The organism is Rhodococcus sp. TAF43, assembly GCF_052113525.1.
Taxonomy (GTDB): Bacteria; Actinomycetota; Actinomycetes; order Mycobacteriales; family Mycobacteriaceae; genus Prescottella.
Window position 1 is genome coordinate 157,047 of sequence record NZ_JBFRDL010000004.1, and the last position, 17,217, is coordinate 174,263.

Below are 17,217 nucleotides of genomic sequence, written 5' to 3' on the forward strand. Positions count from 1 at the left end.
GTACCTCCGTGGTGATCGCAAGTGACGGGCGTTACACACCGCCGGATCCGACGCTATGGGGCACAGTCCGGCGGCCGCTACCCTCTGAAGTGGGTATCCGCGGTGGGTGCCCGGAACTCYGACGAACAGCGCACCGAACGAACTGATGACCGACATCCTGAGGCCGAGCGACGAGGACGCGATCCGCGCCGAACTCCGCTACCTGCGCACCAGCACGACGCTGCCGGTGCTGTTCGGAGGCTTGGTTGCCGGACCCGGCGTGCGGCTGTCGGGATTCGTCGGGACCCGCGGTGCGATGCTGCGTGATCTCGTGATCGACACCGAATGTGGACTTGGCGGTCGGGTGATCGCCGAACAGCGGCCCGGTGCGGTCCAGGACTACGCGAACTCCCGGCACATCACCCACGACTACGACCACGAGGTGGCCAGCGAGGGGATCGAGTCGCTGCTCGCGGCGCCGGTCGTGGTGCGCGGGACCACCCGCGCCGCGGTGTACGGCGGCCTGCGCGCCAACCTGCCGATCGGTGACGTGATGGCCGAATCGGTGATGCGGTCGGCGCGCAAACTCGCCCACGAGATCGAGATCCGCGACGAGGTCGACCGCCGGGTCGCGATGATCGAGAATGCGCGCACGGCACCGGACGCGTACCGGGACCCGAAGATCTCGGCGGGCATCACCGAGAGTTACCTGGCTCTGCGGGCGATCGCGGACCGCCTCGACGACGACGCCCTCGGCGCCGAGGTCAGGGCGGTGGAAGGAAAGCTGCGCGGGCTCACCGTCGGGGCGACCGAGCCCGCGAGGGTGACGCTGTCGCCCCGCGAGTTCGAGGTACTCGTCCACGTCGCGCTCGGCTGCCGCAACGCGGAGATCGGCGAGCGGTTGGGTCTGCGCCTCGACACCGTCAAGAGCTACATGCGCAACATCATGACCAAGCTCGAGGTCCGCAGCCGGCACGAGGCCGTGGTCGAGGCACGGCGGCAGGGGCTCATCCCGTAGCGTCGTTGGACCGTCGGATCATGTTCAGCGCCAACGCGATCAGGCAGCTGACGGCGGCAACGAGGGAGAACTCGGCCACCGCGGTCGACATGCCCTGGTAGGTGACGAGGAGACCCGCGGCGATCGCGGGCACGCCGAGCCCGACATACGTGAGCGTGAAGAACGCGGCCAGGACCGCGCCACTGGACTCGCGGGCGTGCAGGGCGACCGCGGTACTGACGCGCTGCATGCCGCCGGCGAACGCCAGTCCGTGTCCGATGCCGACGCCGGCGGTCACGACGAGGAGCAGGGCCAGGCTCGGCACGCGGTCGACGACCGACAGCCCGAGCATCCCGGCACACATCAGGCCGAGGCCGAGGCGCTGGGCGACGAGGGGGTCGAGGCCACGCATGCCCAGCTGCGCCACCACCGAGCACGACATCACCAGCGCGGCCGTGGCCGCCCCGACCAGCAGGTTCGACATGCCGAGCATCTCCGCGATCCAGGACGGCACCACCGACTGGAACAGGCCCACCGCCGCCCACGCGATCGCGGCCGGGACCGTTGCCAGCAAGAAGACGGACCGGATCGCGCGTGGAATCCGTGGCATCTCGATCAGACGCCGCCGCGGTGGGTGCGGCGAGGCGGCCGACGGCTCGGCGCGTTCGGGTGTCGGCAGTACCAGCAGCGCGACGAGTCCCGGGATCAGCGCGAGTCCGAACAGTGTGTAGGGGAGGACGAGTGGATGCGGCAGGTACTCGGCGACGGCGCCGGCGATCAGGGGGCCGAGGGCCGCGCCGGCCGCCGTGCTCGCCGTCGCGGCACGGGCGGCCCGCACGGGGTTGTGGCCGGGCACGTGCTCGAGCAGTGCCGCCGTCCCGGCGGCCGAGCACGCACCCACGGAGAGGCCCTGCAGGATGCGGCCGACGAACAGCCACGCCGTCGACTCCGCGAACGCGAGGACGGCGATGCCCCCGAGGCCCGAGGCGAGTGCCGAGATCAGGACCGGACGGCGCCCGATCCGGTCCGACAACGGGCCGAAGAAGAAGAGCGCCGGCACGAGGGCGGCGGCGTAGACCGCGAAGATCGCCGTCTGCGTGACCGGGCTGAACCCGAACTCGGTGCGGTAGACGCCGTAGAGCGCGGTCGGCATGTTCGCCCCCACCAGCAGGATCACCAGCACGTACCCGAGCCCGTGGAAGTGCCGCGCCGGCCACCGTCGGGCGGATCTCGTCGCGCGGTCGGTCGGGTCGGTCACGGGCGGCGTTCGGAGGTCGGTGGCTGGGCGCACGAGGACATCCTACGTAGGACGTCCTACGTATGCTGGACGGGGAACGTGTTCGCGGCTCGTGTGAGGATGAACCGGTGACGGTGGTGCAGAAGGAATCGGCGTATCAGCAGGCGCTCGACTGGATGCGTGCCCGGATCTCGACCGGAGACTGGCCGATGGGCCAGCGCATCCCGACGGAGCCGGAGCTGGCGACCCTGCTCGGTGTCGGCCGCAACACGCTCCGCGAGGCGATCAAGTGCCTCACGTCCACCGGCATGCTCGAGATCCGTCGCGGGTCGGGCACGTTCGTCCGCGCCCGTACCGACATCGGTGGCCTGCTCACCCGCCAGGTCGCGGTATCCGAGATGCTCCACGTCTACGAGGTGCGCCGCGCGCTCGAGCTCGAGGCGGTGCGACTGGCGTGCCTGCGCCGCACCGACGACGACGTCCGACGCCTGCGCGAGGCACTCGACCTCCGGGATCGGACCGGACGCACCGGCGACGGCGCCGACTTTGCCGACGCGGATCTGGCCTTCCACGTCGCCGTCGTCGCGGCCGCCCACAACCCCGTGCTGGACGAGCTGTTCGCAGGCATCGCCGAGCCGCTGCGGGCCACCTACGACTTCACCGACGGCGTCCACGAACCCGCACTCGGCGCGGCCCACCACGAGCGGGTGGTCGAGGCCATCGAGCGACGCGACGAGTCACGCGCCGGGCACGGTGCCTGCGGCTACCTCGACCTGTTCGTCGCCGCGGTGCACGAGCGGCAGGCCGATGTGGCAGGTCCGTCGAACAGCGGGTAGATGCACTCGGGACAGACATCCCCGAGACGAAAGGTGTTTGCCGCGTGGCGATCTACCGACTGGGCGACCTGGTTCCCGACATCCATCCCACCGCCTTCGTGCATCCCGACGTCGTGGTGGTCGGGGCCGTGACGATCGGCGCCGAGGCGTCCCGGTGCGGACTGCGTCGTCGGGCACAACGCGCACATCGAGGGCGCGGTGGTCGAGGACCGGTGCCTCATCGGATCGATGTCCACGAGTCTGCAGCGTGTGGTGGTGGGCACGGGCAGCCTCGTCGGCGCGACCGCGCTGCTCACCGAGGGCACCGTCGTCCCGCCCCGATCGAGAGTGCTCGGCGCACCGGCAGCCGTTGCGCCGCATCCTGATCCGGACGCCTTCGCGGAGGGGCTGCGTCGCGGTGTCGCCACGTACGTGGCCAACGCGGCGCGGTATCGGTCGGACATGGAGCGCATCGACTGACCGCTCCGGTTGTCGCGTCCGGTGCTGCCGGAGTAGGGTGTCGTCGTTCGGGTCGACCCGCGCCCGCGGATCTGCGGGGTTCGAGGAAGAGGAGGTGGGGCTAGTAATGAGTAGCCAACCTCCGAGTACCAGTTAAACAGGACAATCCACGCCATCCACTCCGATGGCGTTCGACTGGTGTCCGTGGGACCGCGATCGGCGGTCCGGATCGCGGACCTTCCCGAAAGCTGTATTCGTATGCGTGAAAAGCGTCCGATTCGCTCGATCCTCCCTCGCCGCGCCGCCGGTACCGCCGACGACGTGGTCTCGCCCGAGCATTCGATGGCACCGCGACACCCGGGGCAGACGCCACCGGCCGCGGCCCAATCCGGCGTCGTGGAGTCCAGCGTCGTCAACAGCGCGGTCTACCGCGACGGCCGCCGGATCTCCTCGCCGGCGACCCTCGCGGAAGCACTCGCGAGCCTGCCCGACGAGTCGTCGATGGCGTGGATCGGTCTCTACCGTCCGGACGACGCTCAACTGAACGCTGCGGCAGAGCAATTCGACCTGCACGAGCTCGCGGTCGAGGATGCGATCGTCGCGCACCAGCGGCCCAAGCTCGAGCGGTACGGCGACACGCTGTTCGTCGTGCTGCGCGCCGCGCGGTACCTCGACGAATCGGAGAGCGTCGACTTCGGCGAACTGCACATCTTCTGCGGCCCGACGTTCGTGCTCACCGTCCGGCACAGCGAGTCCCCGGACCTGTCGGCCGTCCGGGACCGCATGGAGGGCGACCCGGAACTGCTCAAGCTGGGGCCCGAGGCGGTGCTGTACGCGATCCTCGACGCCGTGGTCGACGGCTACGCGCCCGTCGTCGCGGGTCTGCAGAACGACATCGACGAGATCGAGACCGAGGTCTTCAGCGGCGACCCCATGGTGTCCCGGCGTATCTACGAACTCTCCCGAGAGGTGGTCGAGTTCCAGCGCGCCACCAAGCCGCTGCTCGGCATGCTGCGCGCACTGTCCGCGGGCTTCGACAAGTACAACACCGACGAGGAACTGCAGAAGTACCTGCGGGACGTGACCGACCACGCGACGACGGTGGTCGAACGGGTCGACGGCTTCCGGGAGTTGCTCGGCAGCATCCTCGCGCTGAACGCGACGCTGGTCTCGCAGGCGCAGAACGAAGAGATGCGCAACATGACCGAGGCCAGCTACGCGCAGAACGAGGAGATCAAGAAGGTCTCGGCGTGGGCAGCAATCCTGTTCGCGCCCACCCTGATCGGCACCGTGTACGGCATGAACTTCGACAACATGCCCGAATTGCACTGGGCCGGCGGGTATCCGTTCGCGTTGATGCTCATGGTGCTCACCTGTACCGGGCTGTACACGATCTTCAAGCGTCGCGGCTGGCTGTAGACCGGGCCGGGCGGTCCGGCTACAGTCTCAGGCGTGACCTCACTTCGCGCGATCGACTCCGGTGAGCTGCTGACGCGGCGCCGCCATGTCGATTTCGCGCACGTGTGTACGTCCGGGTGTCGGCGGGTCTGATCCGACCCGCCCCCCGGCGCGAGTGTCTCGCCGCCGGGATCACTTCACGCGCGCCGTCATCGCACGCGCCGTGATCACGCACTCGGCATTCACGCACACGAACGATGGGATCTCACCCGTGACCACTGCATCCGTTTCACATCTGTCCTCGATCGTCTCCGCCACCGCCGACGCGGTCTCCCGGGACGCAGCGAAGGCGAACGTCGTCTTCCGCGCGTCGGCCCGGGCCCACGACGCCGTTGCCAGCACCGTCTCGCTCGGTAAGTACACGGTCGAGGTGGACGAGCCGCCGGCGCTCGGCGGCGAGAACACCGCCCCCAACCCGGTGGAGTACTATCTGGCCTCGCTGCTGTCGTGCCACGTCGTGACGTACCGGTTCTGGGCCGAGAAGCTCGGTATCCGGGTCGACGACATCACCGCCCGCGCCGAGGGCGACCTCGACGTGCGGGGCTTCTTCGGGTTCGACGAGACCGTGCGGCCCGGCTTCGGCGAGGTCCGCGTCGTCGTGAACGTCACCGGCCCGGAGTCGCGGGAGCGCTACCTCGAACTGCACGAGGCGGCCGAGGCGCACTGCCCTGTTCTGGACCTGACGCGTAACCCCACTCCGGTCACCTCGGTCCTCGAGACGCCCGCCGCAAACGGCTGATCGGGGGCACCGGCCGCGGCGAACAGCGCGCGAACAGCGGGTGCGGGTGTCACTATGGACGCCGTGGACCTGCCTATCGCACCACCGCTGCAGCCGATGCTGGCCAAGGCCGCGTCCGGAGTGCCCGAACAACCGGCCGGTGAATCCGTCTGGTCGTACGAGCCCAAATGGGACGGATTCCGCGCCATCGTGTTCCGCGACGGCGACGACGTGGTGCTCGGCTCGCGTGGCGGCAAGGACCTGGCCCGGTACTTCCCCGAGATGGTCGAGGCGGTGCGGGCCGAACTGCCGCCACGCTGCGTCGTCGACGGCGAGCTGGTGGTCCCCCGGGAGATCGGCGGCCGGACCCGGCTGGACTGGGGCTCGCTCTCCGAGCGCATCCACCCGGCCGACAGCCGGGTGAAGCTGCTCGCGGAGCAGACCCCGGCGCAGTTCATCGGATTCGATCTACTGGCGCTCGGCGACGACGACTTCACCGCGCGCCCGTTCGCCGAACGCCGCAACGCACTGCTCGATGCGGTCGGCGGTGGACCGAGCTGTCACGTCACGGCGGCCACCCTCGACAGTGCCACCGCGCAGCGCTGGTTCGAGACGTTCGAGGGAGCGGGACTCGACGGCGTCGTCGCCAAGAGGCTCGACAGCCACTATCTGCCGAACAAGCGGGAGATGGTGAAGGTCAAGCACTCTCGAACCGCCGACGTCGTCGCGATCGGCTACCGGCCGCACAAGAGTCAGCCGGGCATCGGATCGATCCTGTTGGGGCTGTACGACGGCGGCGAGTTGCACATGGTCGGCGGCGCGTCGGCCTTCACCGCGAAGCGTCGCGTCGAGCTGCTCGCCGAACTCGAACCGTTGCGGGTCGGCGACGACGTCGTGGCCGAGGGGGAGGCCACCCGCTGGCGCTCGAGCGCCGACCGCAGCTGGATTCCGCTCCGCCCCGAGCGCGTCCTCGAGGTGGCGTATGACCAGATGGAGGGCGGGCTCGGCGAACGCGGCAGCCAGGCCGGGGTGCGGTTCCGGCACGCGGCGCGGTTCCTGCGGTGGCGCCCCGACCGGGCGCCGGAGTCGTGCACGTTCGAGCAACTCGAGGTTCCGCTCCGCTACGACCTCGCCGACGTCCTGACAGGGGAGGGCTGAACCATGGCTGCCACCAAGCGTTCTCCGGCAGAGGAGCTCGACGTCGACGGCGTGGCCGTCCGGCTGTCGAATCCGGACAAGATCTACTACCCGCGGCTCGGCGCGGCAGGCGGCACCAAGCGGCACCTCGTCGAGTACTACCGCAGGGTCGCGACCGGCGGGGAGTTGCTGCGCGCGCTGCGGGACCGGCCGACCCACATCCAGCGCTTCCCGGACGGCGTCGAGGGCGAGGAGATCTATCAGAAGCGGGTGCCGGCGAAACGGCCCGAGCATGTCGACTCGTGCGAGGTGACGTTCCCGTCGGGCCGCACCGCGGACGTGCTGCGGGTGCGCAGCGCCGCCGACATCGTGTGGGCCGCGAACCTCGGCACCGTCACGTTCCACCCGTGGGCGGTGCGCTGCCCGGACGTCGAGCATCCCGACGAGTTGCGGATCGACCTGGACCCGCAGCCCGGCACCGACTTCGACGACGCCCGTCGCGTCGCGCTCGACGTCCTGCATCCGCTGCTCGATGAACTGGGCCTGATCGGGTTCCCGAAGACGTCGGGCGGACGCGGACTGCACGTGTACATCCGGATCGAACAGCGGTGGGACTTCGTGGAGGTACGGCGCGCCGGAATCGCGTTGTGCCGGGAGGTCGAGCGGCGCAGCGGCGACCGGGCGACCACGAAGTGGTGGAAGGAGGAACGCGGCAGGCGCATCTTCCTCGATTTCAATCAGAACGCCCGGGACAAGACCATCGCGTCCGCGTACTCGGCCCGCCGCACCCCGATCGGGACGGTGTCCACCCCGGTGACGTGGGACGAACTGGCGTCCGTCGAGCCCGACGACTTCACCATCGCGACGGTGCCGGCGTTGCTCGCGGGTCGCGGTGACCCGATGGCGACGCTGGACGACGTCGCCCATTCGCTCGACGGGCTGCTCGAGATGGCCGAGCGTGACCTCGCGGCCGGGCTGGGTGACATGCCGTACCCGCCGAACTATCCGAAGATGCCGGGCGAGCCCAAGCGGGTGCAGCCGAGCCGCGACCGGGACCTGAAGAAGGACTGACCTGCCGGGCTCGACCTACTCGCCGGGGCCCGTCAGTCGGCGTTCAGCAGTTGTTCGAGGCGCGCCATGCAGAACCCGGTGATGCTCACGTTGTCGCCGAGGTTCAGATGGGTGGACAGACGCAACAGGGGCACGGACAGCAGCACCGCCGCGAGCACCTCGTTGAACAGCAGGTTCTGCACCTTCCAGCCGGTCAGTTGCTCGTAGCGGGCGATGGTCTCCTCCCGCGTCGGGGTGCCGGGCAGGCTCGGGTGTCCCTCGTACTCGCTGCACGCCCAGTCCAGGAACAGCACCCAGGCCAGGTCGGCCTCGTGGTCACCCAGATACGCCATCTCCCAGTCGAGTACGCCGGCGACCGACAGGTCCGGCGTGTACAGGATGTTCGACATGCGGGCGTCGCCCCAGACCAACGTCACGTGCTCCGGGTCGTAGAGATTGGCTCCGAGCCAGGTCAGTGCCTTCTCCATCACCGGCGGCAGTTCCGGTGCCGCCCAGCGCACGGCCCAGTCGAGGTAGTTCACGATCTGCTCGACCGGCTTGTCCCCGAACTTGGGCATCGCGAGGAACCCGAGCCGGAGCTCGTCGGGGTCCAGGAGATGCACCCGCGCCATCGTCTCCACGCACTCCCACCACATCTTCGCCCGACCCTGCTCGTCGGCCTCGAAGTAGTTGCCGGCGGTGTGGTACGAGGGGAAGTCGCTGGGCGCCTCGGCATTTCCGATGCGGTCCATCACGTAGTACGGGGTGYCGAGCGGGTTGTCGCCGGCGTCGATCCACCGGACGGCGGGGACCGGGAGATCGGTCGGTGCGAGCCGCTCCGAGACCAGGTACTGGCGCCGGAGGTCGTAGTCGGGGAACAGCGAGACCTCGGGCGGGCGTCGGAAGACGTACCCGGCCGACTCGTGCTCGGCACCTTCGAGGTCGAACAGGTAGGTCTCGGTGGAGAACCCGCGCTCGGTGCGCATCCAGTTGACGATCTTCGCGTTCTGCGCGCCCGGAATGCGCTGCCGGACAATGGGCTCGAGGGCCGCCGCCAGGTCTTCCGCGGCGACGCGCTCAGCCATTGTTCGCACCGGATCGGTTGGCGCTCCAGTCGGTGTAGCCGTAGCGCGGATTCACGCCCATGAACACCATCTCGACCAGCCCGTGCCCGACCTTGTCGCCCATCCGGACCTCGCAGAGCGTCTCGCTGAGCATGCTGACCTTGCGGATCTCGTCGACGTCGGTGATGTCGACGTCGAAGCTGTCACTGAAGTCCTTGCCGCGGTACATGCCCGACGCGTAGCCGTTGTACTCGTCGTAGCCGGCCAGGCCCGGCCAGAAGTCGCACACCGGATTGACCTCGATGACGTCGGTGCTGCGGTCGGCGCGGTGCACGGTGAACGTGCCGGACTTGACGACGCGGAGGTCGTCGCGGAAATCCAGGTCGTGCTCGACGTCGATGATCGGCAGCGGGTCCTTGCCCGAGTCGATCGGGAACAGCACCTCGCCCTCGAACTGCCAGCGCTCTCCGGTGTGCGTCTCGCGCTGCGCGAAGTGCACCACCTCGTCCTCGAACTGGAAGATGCCCATGTAGTAGAAGACGCCGGCGGGCACCTCCGAGGGCTGCATGTTGCCGCCCTCGGGCAGGCTGCCGCCACCGCCGCCGTGGCGCACGCCCCAGGAGTGGTCGCGGCCGAACCACCAGTTGTCGGGGTCGATCTCGATGCGCTCGCCGTCGATCTCGATCCAGCCGCTGATGGTGCCGTTCTGGTAGAAGCGGCGGGCGTCCTCGCGGACCCGGCCACGGCTGCGGTGGAAGGCTGCAGTCTGCTCGTACACCGGGAAGTCGCCGGTGAAGTCGAGCTGCAGGCTCAGGCCGTGCTCGTTGGACTCGACGGTGGAACGCACCTTGCGCAACGGCTCGACGATCTCGTACGTGTACGGCCCGACGCTCCACGCGTTCAGGGCGCCGGTCTGCGGGTTCAGCTCGGTGGACATGCGGACGACGCGGGCCCGTTCGCCCTTGCGGGTGACCATCGCGTAGGCGTCGAGAACGTTGCGGTTCGGGTACTTCGCCAGGCCGGTCATGATGCTGATCTCGCCGGACTTGTCGAAGCCGTACATCACGATGCGCTCGGTCCAGCGCAGGTCGCTCTGCGAGACGTGGTCGAGGGTGGTGGGGAGCTGGTGGATGAGCAGTTCGTCGTGCGGGGTGATCATCGGGAGTCGTCCTTTCGGTGGATGGCTGGCTGACCTCCCCGGAATCTATTACGGAGCGCTCTGCAACGTAATAGATTCGGCGAAACTCGTCCGGTACTGTCCGGTTGTGTGAAGACGAGCAGCGATCGCCGGCCCGGAGTAGTCGGTGTGGGCCGGCCCCGGGACCCTCAAGTCGACCGGTCCATTCTCGCTGCAACCAGGGAAGTGCTCGTGGAGAACGGGTACCAGAAGACCACCATAACTGCGATCGCCCGACGCGCGAAGGTCGGGACGTCGGCGATCTACCGCCGTTGGGCCACGAAGGAATCGATCGTCGAGGATGCCGTCTTCGGGGGGCCTGACGCCTCGCTGCCCGCGGCCACCGCGAGCCTGCGTGACGACCTGCTGGCGTGGACCAGGCTGTTCCTCAATCAGATCGCCGAACCTGCTGCCCGCGCGGCGATTCCGGGACTGCTCTCCGCTTATCTCCACGACCACGGGGCGTACGAGCGTCTGATACTCAGCGCCGAGGATCCGGTACGCGTGGCGCTCGCGGAACGCGTGGCCGCCGAGTTCCCCGACCGGTCCGCCGAGGAGACGACCGCGGCGGCGGACGCCGCCTTCGACCTGTTGGTCTCCGCCACCATCGTGCGCGGCCTCACCAACGGACTCGTCGACGCCGATGCGTTCTGTGCCCGCACCGCCGACTCGTTGGTCCTGCTGGTCTCGGTCGACCGCAGCGAGTTCGACTCGGTTTCGTAGTTCTGCGCGGTTTGTAGACTGCGTCCCAGGTGTGGTGCTTCGGCGGACTCGGCTCACTGGTGTCCCGTCGTGAAATGCCCTCCGGCTTACCGGATCAGCTTGCCGCGGAGGTACTCGTGTCCGCCCCACACACCGGACTGGCGGGTGCCGGCGGCGTACTCGCCGCAGGCCGCGGCGATCGGGCAGCGGGCGCAGACGAGGGCGGCGTAGTCGAAGGGCTCGCTCGGGTCCGGGAACCAGCGGTCGGGGTGACGATCACCCCGGCAGGCGGCCTCGTCCCAGTCGGTGCTTCCGTCGGTGGCCGGCAGCAGCTCGGCCAAGGTCATCATGATGGTCATCGGTTGTGCCTCCTTTCAAGACGATTCACGGTGTCGGGGCCAGGTCGCGCCAGATCGCGCGCTGCCGTTTGACGTCATCCCGCGGAGCTCGGGGGATCCACAGCAGCGGCATGTCGGCCTCCTCCGGTGTCCGGTCGGTCTTGCGGCCGTTGCAGTCCGCGCAGGCGGCGACGAGATTGCCGTAGGTGTCGCCGCCGCCACGACTGCGCGGGTAAACGTGGTCGACGGTGTTCGCGCCCCGGCCACCGCAGTACGCGCACCGGTGGTGGTCGCGCGCCAGGATCGCTGGGAACGTTGCTCGGGTGTCGTCGTCGACGACCGGCCGCGGCGGCGTGTGAACGTACTCGAGCAGCTGGATCGTGCGCGGCAGTGGGATCGCGATGTGCTGGGAACGCACCAGGAACCGCGGGGCGTGTTCGACCAAGGTGACGGCGAGTTCCGCGGCGAGCGTCACAACCGCGCGGGCGGCGGGTACGAGGTCGAAGTCCTCGTAGGTGGCGTTGAGCACGCGCACACGGGTGTTCATCCAGGTTCGGGTGGTGACGGCGGTGGTGGATGGGCGGGCCATGGCAATCGACAACCTCGTTCTCTCCCAGGGGGAGTGGCGGGTTCTCGGGGTGCGAACGGCCCGTGGTGGCCGGTCGGCCGGCAGGTCACCTCATGGCGACCGAGGTTTCGGGGCAGGTGCGCCCCGAGAGGAGGGGCGTCAGGGGACGCTGAATCCGGCTGTGTTGCCGGGGTTTTCGGCAGTCCGATCCAGGATTCGGATCATCGGCTGCGACATGCGCTGCGGGTATGAGGTGGTGTGCATCCGAGTGTTCCCCTTCCTGGTCGTGTGGCCGGCCGCCCAGTGTGCCACGGTTCAGGGGAGGGCGCTGGGGAATTTTTACAGATGGCCGGTGCAGCTCGGATGGGACCTCCGCGGGTCCGGCACTCTGCGGGCCGGCGCTGTACCACGAGCTGAATGCGCTCACTGACGTGCGCGTCTGGCTGCGCGGGCTGCCGTCTTGGCGGATCTTGTGATGCTCGCGAGTTCGTCTCGGGCGAATCCGAGGTGATGGGCGGATCGCATCCAGGTGTAGAGGTCCGACGCGGCACGATACTCGCGGAGTTGCGTGTAGCAGGCCGCCAGATCGAAGGCAGACTTGCGGCCTCGTTCGGCGATCTCGGCGTCCGGGAAGGCGCCCGCGATGTCGAGGATCAGTCGGTGGGCGTGGATCGACTCGGGTAGGCGTCCGAGACCGGTCAGGAGTAGCGCTTTGTTGCGCAGTGTCTTGACGCGGCGGAGCCGGCGTTCGGCGGAGTCGACGGACAGGTCGTGGATCCGGAGGACGTGGTCGTAGGCGGCGATCGCGGCGACCGGGTCGCCCAGTCCGTCGACCATGACGGCGCGGTTGTAGGCGGCCACCTCGCGGGCGTTCACGATGTCGCCGTCGGTCGCTCCGTCGGCGAGCCGTTCGAGCGCCTCGTAGGCCTCGATCGCTGCATGCTCCTCGCCGAGCCGGCCGAGCGCAATGCCGAGTCGCAGGTGACCGCGTGCGTGCACCCGGCGTGCCCGGGTGTCGAGACCGGGACGGCGCAGGGCCGCGCTGCGTGCCACGGCAACGAGCTCCTCCCACCGCCCGGCGTCGAGCAGCAGACCTCCGAGCACGTCCAACGCCGCGAGCCCGAGCATGACGATGTTCTCGTCGGGGTCTGCGCCGGTGTCGGCCGCAATCGCCGCGAGGATCCTTTCGGCCTCCGCGGGTTTCCCGTCGTCGACCGCCCTGTCGGCCTCGTACAGGCGTTCGCGCAGATCGCGGTAGCGGGCCTCTCCCGCCGAGGCGGGGACCGCATCGGTGGGGGAGGAGATCGCGAGGATCCGTTGATTCTCGGTCGCGAGTTCGACAGTGTCGCGGACGTCCGGGTCGTCGCTGTCGGCGTGGGCGGCCACCAGCCCCTGCAGCAGGGTCGCCGCCATCTCGCGTTCGCCTCGTTCTGCCGCGCGTGTCGACTGAGTGAGGCGGCGCCGGGCGTCCAGGCGGCGGATGCGCACGTCCGGATCCTCTGCGAACAGGTCCGCGAAACGATTCAGGGCACTGTCGATCTCGGTGGAATCGAGTCCGGGTGACTGCCACACGGAGAAGAGTGAGTTGGCCGCCCACAGGCGCACGTCGGCGTCGGTGTCGGGGGCCGCGCGATCCACGGTGTCGTTGATGACGCGACGAGACGCGACGAGCTCGCCTGCCTCCCGCAGTAGACGTCCTCGCCAGTACATCGCCTGGGCGATCGCGRCCGGGACTCCGGGCACACCGGCGGCAGTTGCGTAGCGGTGCGGCACCTTCGCCAGCGCAGCGAGTGCGTCGTCGCGACGTCCGATGTCGGCGAGACGAAGTGCCCGGTCGACCATCGCCAGGGCGAGCGGCACGACGAGACGCTCGTCGTGCCCGTGCCCGGGGAATCGCGCATCGAGCTGCTCATAGAGCCGCACGGCACTCTCGGGGTCCCCGAGGCGCGAGGTCACTTCGGCGAGCCGCGACGCAACGCGAACCCGTGCCGCCGCCGTGGCCGGACTCGTGTCGGTGGCGAAGGCGTGGTCGGCGTGCGCGAGGACCTCTCGATCGGCCGCGGTTGCCCCGTCGGCGTCCTCGCGAACACGCCTGAGCACCCACCACAGGATCGCCTCACGCGCATCCTCGGACGCGCAGGTGGCATACCTGTCCACCAGTGCGGCGGCGTGCTCGACGGCGGCGAGGTCGCGCTCGGTGCCGGGTAGCCGCTCGAGCAGTCGGTCGAGATGCCGAGCCTGTTCGGTGGCCGTCTCGAAGCCGGGCTCGACGGGCAGATTCAGGGCGCGCAGGCCGGTGGCAATCGCCGTCGCCGCCGGCACCCCGCGCCGGATCTCGTCGTCGACCAGACAGAGAGACGCGGCATGCAGGAGCGTCCGCGCCGAGGGGAGAGACTCGGCCTCGGCGATGACGCGGTGCATCAGCGAGATCGCGGACTCCGCGTCATCTTCGCTGTCGTAACGGATCTGCGCCGCCTGATAGAGCGCTGCGATACGCAAGTGACGCAACCGCTTGTCGGATTCCGCGGTGAGCGTGAGCGCCAGCGTCTCGAGTCCGACCGCCACCTGATGGCGATCTCGTCCGAGGTGCCGTCGCAGGATCTCGGCGGTGTACATCGCCTCCCCTCGTGCCTGCCGCACACCGAGCGGTTGATCGTCCCCGATGTGACGCGCTGCGAACGACTCCGCCGCTCGCATCACATCCACCAGCACGATCGCATCATCGGGCTCGTACAGGTGGACCCACTCGATTGCCTCGAGCTCAGCGAATGCGCGCGCCTCGCGGACGGCATCGGCGTCGAATCCGTCCGTGAGTTCGGCCATCCTCGCGATACGCCGCTCGACAGCATCGCGTGGTCCGGACGGAGCCTCCATCCGGACGATCATCCCGGTCGCCTCAGCCACCGCTATCGCCTCCACGTCCTGAGCGGCAAACCTCTGCGCGTCCAGCGCCAGAGTCAGGATTTCGTGCGCGAGCTCCTGATCACCTGCCGCCAGCAGCTCGCGCGCACGGCGCACGGCGTCACGAACCATCTTCGATCCTTCCCAGGCGGATCACCGAGTGCGTCGACTCGGTCGGCGGCGGGTGAGCCTGAGGACGGCCCCCGCGCCGGCCGCGGTGACGAAGAATTCGTCCGTGTCAGGGTGTCCGCGACAGACATTGGTGGGCATGCTGCCCTTGGGCAGCGGGTGGCTTGCCTCGACGGTGCCGTCCGGGCCGACGACGTCGATCCGGTCGCCGCTCGTGGTCGCGACCCAGAGACGATCGGAGGCATCGACCGCAAACCCGTCCGGGTTCGCATCGGGCAGGGTCCGTAGAAGGGCCCCACCCTCCGGATGATTACCCACGACATCGTATTTCGTGATGTCGGCGCTGACGGTCTCCGTCAGATAGAGGTGCGTTCGATCGGTGTCGAATCCGATGCCGTTCACGAAGATCGGCCCCTCGATGAGCAGTTCGCTGTCCCCGCTGACGATGTCGACGGCCCAGACCCGACCGGGCAGTGCCCGATCGGGTCGGGAGAAGTCGAACTGTTCGCGCGAGTCGGTGACCCACAGTCGCCCGTCCGGTCCGAAGACCAGGTCGTTGGGTGCCCCCATCCCCTTCGCCAGGTACTCCACCTCGCCATCGCGGATCACCTGGATTCCCGGTTCGGCGGTGCTCTGCGCGGCCCAGATCCCACCGTTCTGAGCGACATAGAGCGCGCCGTCGGGGCCGATCGCGAGGCCGTTCGGGCCGCCTCCCACCCGGTGCTCGACCACGATGGTTCCATCCCGATCGAGCACGATCACCGATCCGCGACTCATGGACACCACAGCCACCCGGTCGTCGGGCAGATAGACCGGGCCCTCGGTGAAACCGAGGCCGTCGGCGATCAGTTCGACGGTCATACCCTCGACTCGACCTGTGCGCGGATGACCTTCCCGGTGGCGTTGCGCGGTAGATCCTCCGTGCTGATCGTCCAACGGGTCGGCACCTTGTAGCGCGCCAGTGCGGCGCCGGTGAACTCCGTCAACTCGGCCTCGGTGACGGTGCTGCGATCCGCGACCACGACGATGGCCGCGACTTCCTGCCCCAGGTCCTCGTGATCGACCCCGAGCACCACACACTCGCGGATCTCGGGATGCAGGGCGAGCCGATTCTCGATCTCGGCGGGGTAGACGTTCTCGCCGCCACGGAGGATCAGATCCGAACGCCGACTCGACACGCTCAGGTATTCGCCGTTCATGGTGCCGAGATCTCCGGTGCGGTACCAGCCGTGCGGGGCGGTCGCCTGCTCGGTCGCCTCGGGATTCTTCCAGTACCCGAGCATGATTCCCGGCCCGCGCAGACAGATCTCGCCTTCGACGCCGTCGGGGACCCGGTTGCCGTCGGCGTCACGAACCTCGACCTGCATCGTCAGGATGGGACGCCCGACGGTTGCGGGATCGGCGAGCAGTTCCGCGGGGGACGCGATCGTCGCAGCAGTGGAGGACTCGGTCATTCCGTAGCTGGTGCCGAGTGATCGGCCCGCCTCGGGCAGCGCTGCACGCAACTTCTCCCGCAGCGCCTGCGACGAGGGCGCACTGTTCACCGTGACCGTGCGCAACGACGACAGGTCGTACCGACTCAGGTCACCCTCGAGAATCCGCGAGAGCATCGTCGGGACGGCGCCCCAGTTCGTGACACGCTCCTGTTCGATCAGACCGAGAACCGTGTCGGCGTCGAACCGCCCCTGGTGGATCACCGCGGTGTCGCCGACAACGAGACGCACCACCGCGAGGTTGTGCAGCGCGGCGATGTGGAACAGCGGCGTCGCCAGGAGGAACCTGCGATTCGCCGGCGCCGCACCGAGTTCGGTGGCGACCGCGTCGTTGAGAAGATGGAACCAGAGCGCGGTGAGGACATTGCGATGCGAGTGCGTCGCGCCCTTCGGGTGTCCCGTGGTGCCGCTGGTGAACAGGATCACCGCCGGATCATCTTCGGCGGCAACGTGATCGGGCAGGCGATCCGTGGCGTGAGCGACGAAGATCGGGTCCAGGTCGGTCTCGACCGACAGCGTCGGCACACCGCTGTCACCGACTCGATCCATCCGAATGCGATCCGCGACGAGAACCTTGGGTTCGGTCAGTGCGAGCGCGTGGGCCATCTCCGGTCCGGTCCACAGCGAGTTCATGCCGACCGCGACGGCGCCGAGTGAGACGGCGGCCCAGAAGGTGACGATCCACTCCGGGCTGTTGGCGGCGCAGATCGCCACCCGGTCGCCGGGGCGTACGTCGTACTCGGTGCGAAGCGCCGCGGCCAGCGCGGCGACGCGACACCGGTGCTCTTCGAACGTGAGTCGGCTCTCCCGCGTCACCAGGTAGTCGCGGTCCCCGAACTTCGCTGATGCGTGCAGCAGTTCGCCGAGCGAGCGGTGCCGACGGGTATAGACGGGAAGCGGCTGACCGAGCACGTCCTCGATCCCGATCTCGAACGGTTGGCCGGGAGCGGTGAGTCGGGCGACGATGTCATCGCGGGTTGTCATCGGTAGAGCTC

At 68.9% G+C, this 17,217-nt stretch carries 15 protein-coding genes and 1 pseudogene; 8 read left to right on the forward strand and 8 right to left on the reverse strand.

Features of this window, described 5'->3' with window-relative positions:
* Positions 1-145 precede the first annotated feature (145 nt).
* Positions 146-997 (forward strand): helix-turn-helix transcriptional regulator, encoded by an 852-nt coding sequence (locus tag AB4Z09_RS04815; RefSeq protein WP_174913588.1) that lies wholly within the window; start codon positions 146-148, stop codon positions 995-997.
* Here the strand turns inward: AB4Z09_RS04815 and AB4Z09_RS04820 are convergent.
* On the reverse strand, positions 987-2,267 hold the full coding sequence (locus AB4Z09_RS04820) for an MFS transporter (RefSeq protein ID WP_442239280.1): 1,281 nt from the start codon (positions 2,265-2,267) through the stop codon (positions 987-989). The genes AB4Z09_RS04815 and AB4Z09_RS04820 overlap by 11 nt on opposite strands.
* A 74-nt stretch (positions 2,268-2,341) precedes the next feature.
* Between AB4Z09_RS04820 and AB4Z09_RS04825 the strand changes: the two genes are divergently transcribed.
* From AB4Z09_RS04825 to AB4Z09_RS04850, 6 genes and pseudogenes are all read left to right on the forward strand, one after another.
* Positions 2,342-3,049, forward strand: coding sequence for a FadR/GntR family transcriptional regulator (locus AB4Z09_RS04825; RefSeq protein WP_442239281.1), 708 nt, complete (start codon positions 2,342-2,344; stop codon positions 3,047-3,049).
* Positions 3,050-3,093: 44 nt separating this feature from the next.
* Positions 3,094-3,508: pseudogene (locus AB4Z09_RS04830) on the forward strand (gamma carbonic anhydrase family protein).
* A gap of 237 nt (positions 3,509-3,745) precedes the next feature.
* Entirely contained in the window at positions 3,746-4,906 is a 1,161-nt protein-coding gene (locus AB4Z09_RS04835) for a magnesium and cobalt transport protein CorA (RefSeq protein ID WP_174913586.1), read from the forward strand.
* A 250-nt stretch (positions 4,907-5,156) separates the two neighbouring features.
* Positions 5,157-5,684, forward strand: coding sequence for an OsmC family protein (locus AB4Z09_RS04840; protein WP_114722163.1), 528 nt, complete (start codon positions 5,157-5,159; stop codon positions 5,682-5,684).
* A 63-nt stretch (positions 5,685-5,747) separates the two neighbouring features.
* Positions 5,748-6,821 carry an ATP-dependent DNA ligase gene (locus AB4Z09_RS04845; RefSeq protein ID WP_174913583.1) on the forward strand — a complete coding sequence of 358 codons (1,074 nt, stop codon included), beginning with the start codon at positions 5,748-5,750 and terminating at the stop codon, positions 6,819-6,821.
* Between the two features lie 3 nt (positions 6,822-6,824).
* A complete protein-coding gene (locus tag AB4Z09_RS04850) occupies positions 6,825-7,871 on the forward strand; it encodes a DNA polymerase domain-containing protein (RefSeq protein ID WP_174913580.1) in 1,047 nt (348 codons plus the stop codon).
* Positions 7,872-7,903: 32 nt separating this feature from the next.
* Here AB4Z09_RS04850 and AB4Z09_RS04855 read toward each other — a convergent pair whose 3' ends face one another.
* The gene (locus tag AB4Z09_RS04855; RefSeq protein WP_442239282.1) at positions 7,904-8,935 is read right to left on the reverse strand and encodes a phosphotransferase family protein; all 1,032 of its coding nucleotides are present in this window, start codon (positions 8,933-8,935) and stop codon (positions 7,904-7,906) included.
* Positions 8,928-10,073 carry a hypothetical protein gene (locus AB4Z09_RS04860; protein WP_174913575.1) on the reverse strand — a complete coding sequence of 382 codons (1,146 nt, stop codon included), beginning with the start codon at positions 10,071-10,073 and terminating at the stop codon, positions 8,928-8,930. The genes AB4Z09_RS04855 and AB4Z09_RS04860 overlap by 8 nt, the downstream gene beginning before the upstream one ends.
* Positions 10,074-10,220: 147 nt before the next feature.
* On the opposite strand from AB4Z09_RS04860, the gene AB4Z09_RS04865 reads away from it, so the two are divergent.
* Entirely contained in the window at positions 10,221-10,814 is a 594-nt protein-coding gene (locus AB4Z09_RS04865; protein WP_442239296.1) for a TetR/AcrR family transcriptional regulator, read from the forward strand.
* A gap of 86 nt (positions 10,815-10,900) precedes the next feature.
* On the opposite strand, the gene AB4Z09_RS04870 is transcribed toward AB4Z09_RS04865, so the two are convergent.
* The 5 genes from AB4Z09_RS04870 to AB4Z09_RS04890 form a co-directional block, all read right to left on the reverse strand.
* Positions 10,901-11,152: a WhiB family transcriptional regulator gene (locus tag AB4Z09_RS04870; RefSeq protein WP_114722089.1), complete on the reverse strand. Its 252-nt coding sequence runs from the start codon at positions 11,150-11,152 to the stop codon at positions 10,901-10,903.
* A 25-nt stretch (positions 11,153-11,177) separates the two neighbouring features.
* Positions 11,178-11,720 (reverse strand): HNH endonuclease, encoded by a 543-nt coding sequence (locus tag AB4Z09_RS04875; RefSeq protein ID WP_442239283.1) that lies wholly within the window; start codon positions 11,718-11,720, stop codon positions 11,178-11,180.
* 402 nt (positions 11,721-12,122) lie between these two features.
* Positions 12,123-14,732: a hypothetical protein gene (locus tag AB4Z09_RS04880; protein ID WP_442239284.1), complete on the reverse strand. Its 2,610-nt coding sequence runs from the start codon at positions 14,730-14,732 to the stop codon at positions 12,123-12,125.
* Between the two features lie 21 nt (positions 14,733-14,753).
* Positions 14,754-15,590, reverse strand: a complete 837-nt coding sequence (locus AB4Z09_RS04885) for an SMP-30/gluconolactonase/LRE family protein (RefSeq protein ID WP_442239285.1) — start codon at positions 15,588-15,590, stop codon at positions 14,754-14,756.
* Complete coding sequence (locus tag AB4Z09_RS04890; protein ID WP_174913566.1) at positions 15,587-17,206, reverse strand: class I adenylate-forming enzyme family protein; 1,620 nt, start codon at positions 17,204-17,206, stop codon at positions 15,587-15,589. Before AB4Z09_RS04890 ends, AB4Z09_RS04885 begins: the two co-directional genes overlap by 4 nt.
* Positions 17,207-17,217: the final 11 nt, after the last annotated feature.

What these genes read in the sequence shown, in the direction of transcription:
- AB4Z09_RS04860 (WP_174913575.1), bottom strand. Translation starts at nt 10,073, where the DNA reads ATGATCACCCCGCACGACGAACTGCTCATCCACCAGCTCCCCACCACC.
- AB4Z09_RS04815 (WP_174913588.1), top strand. Translation starts at nt 146, where the DNA reads ATGACCGACATCCTGAGGCCGAGCGACGAGGACGCGATCCGCGCCGAA.
- AB4Z09_RS04890 (WP_174913566.1), bottom strand. Translation starts at nt 17,206, where the DNA reads ATGACAACCCGCGATGACATCGTCGCCCGACTCACCGCTCCCGGCCAA.
- AB4Z09_RS04850 (WP_174913580.1), top strand. Translation starts at nt 6,825, where the DNA reads ATGGCTGCCACCAAGCGTTCTCCGGCAGAGGAGCTCGACGTCGACGGC.
- AB4Z09_RS04885 (WP_442239285.1), bottom strand. Translation starts at nt 15,590, where the DNA reads ATGACCGTCGAACTGATCGCCGACGGCCTCGGTTTCACCGAGGGCCCG.
- AB4Z09_RS04875 (WP_442239283.1), bottom strand. Translation starts at nt 11,720, where the DNA reads ATGGCCCGCCCATCCACCACCGCCGTCACCACCCGAACCTGGATGAAC.
- AB4Z09_RS04835 (WP_174913586.1), top strand. Translation starts at nt 3,746, where the DNA reads ATGCGTGAAAAGCGTCCGATTCGCTCGATCCTCCCTCGCCGCGCCGCC.
- AB4Z09_RS04870 (WP_114722089.1), bottom strand. Translation starts at nt 11,152, where the DNA reads ATGACCATCATGATGACCTTGGCCGAGCTGCTGCCGGCCACCGACGGA.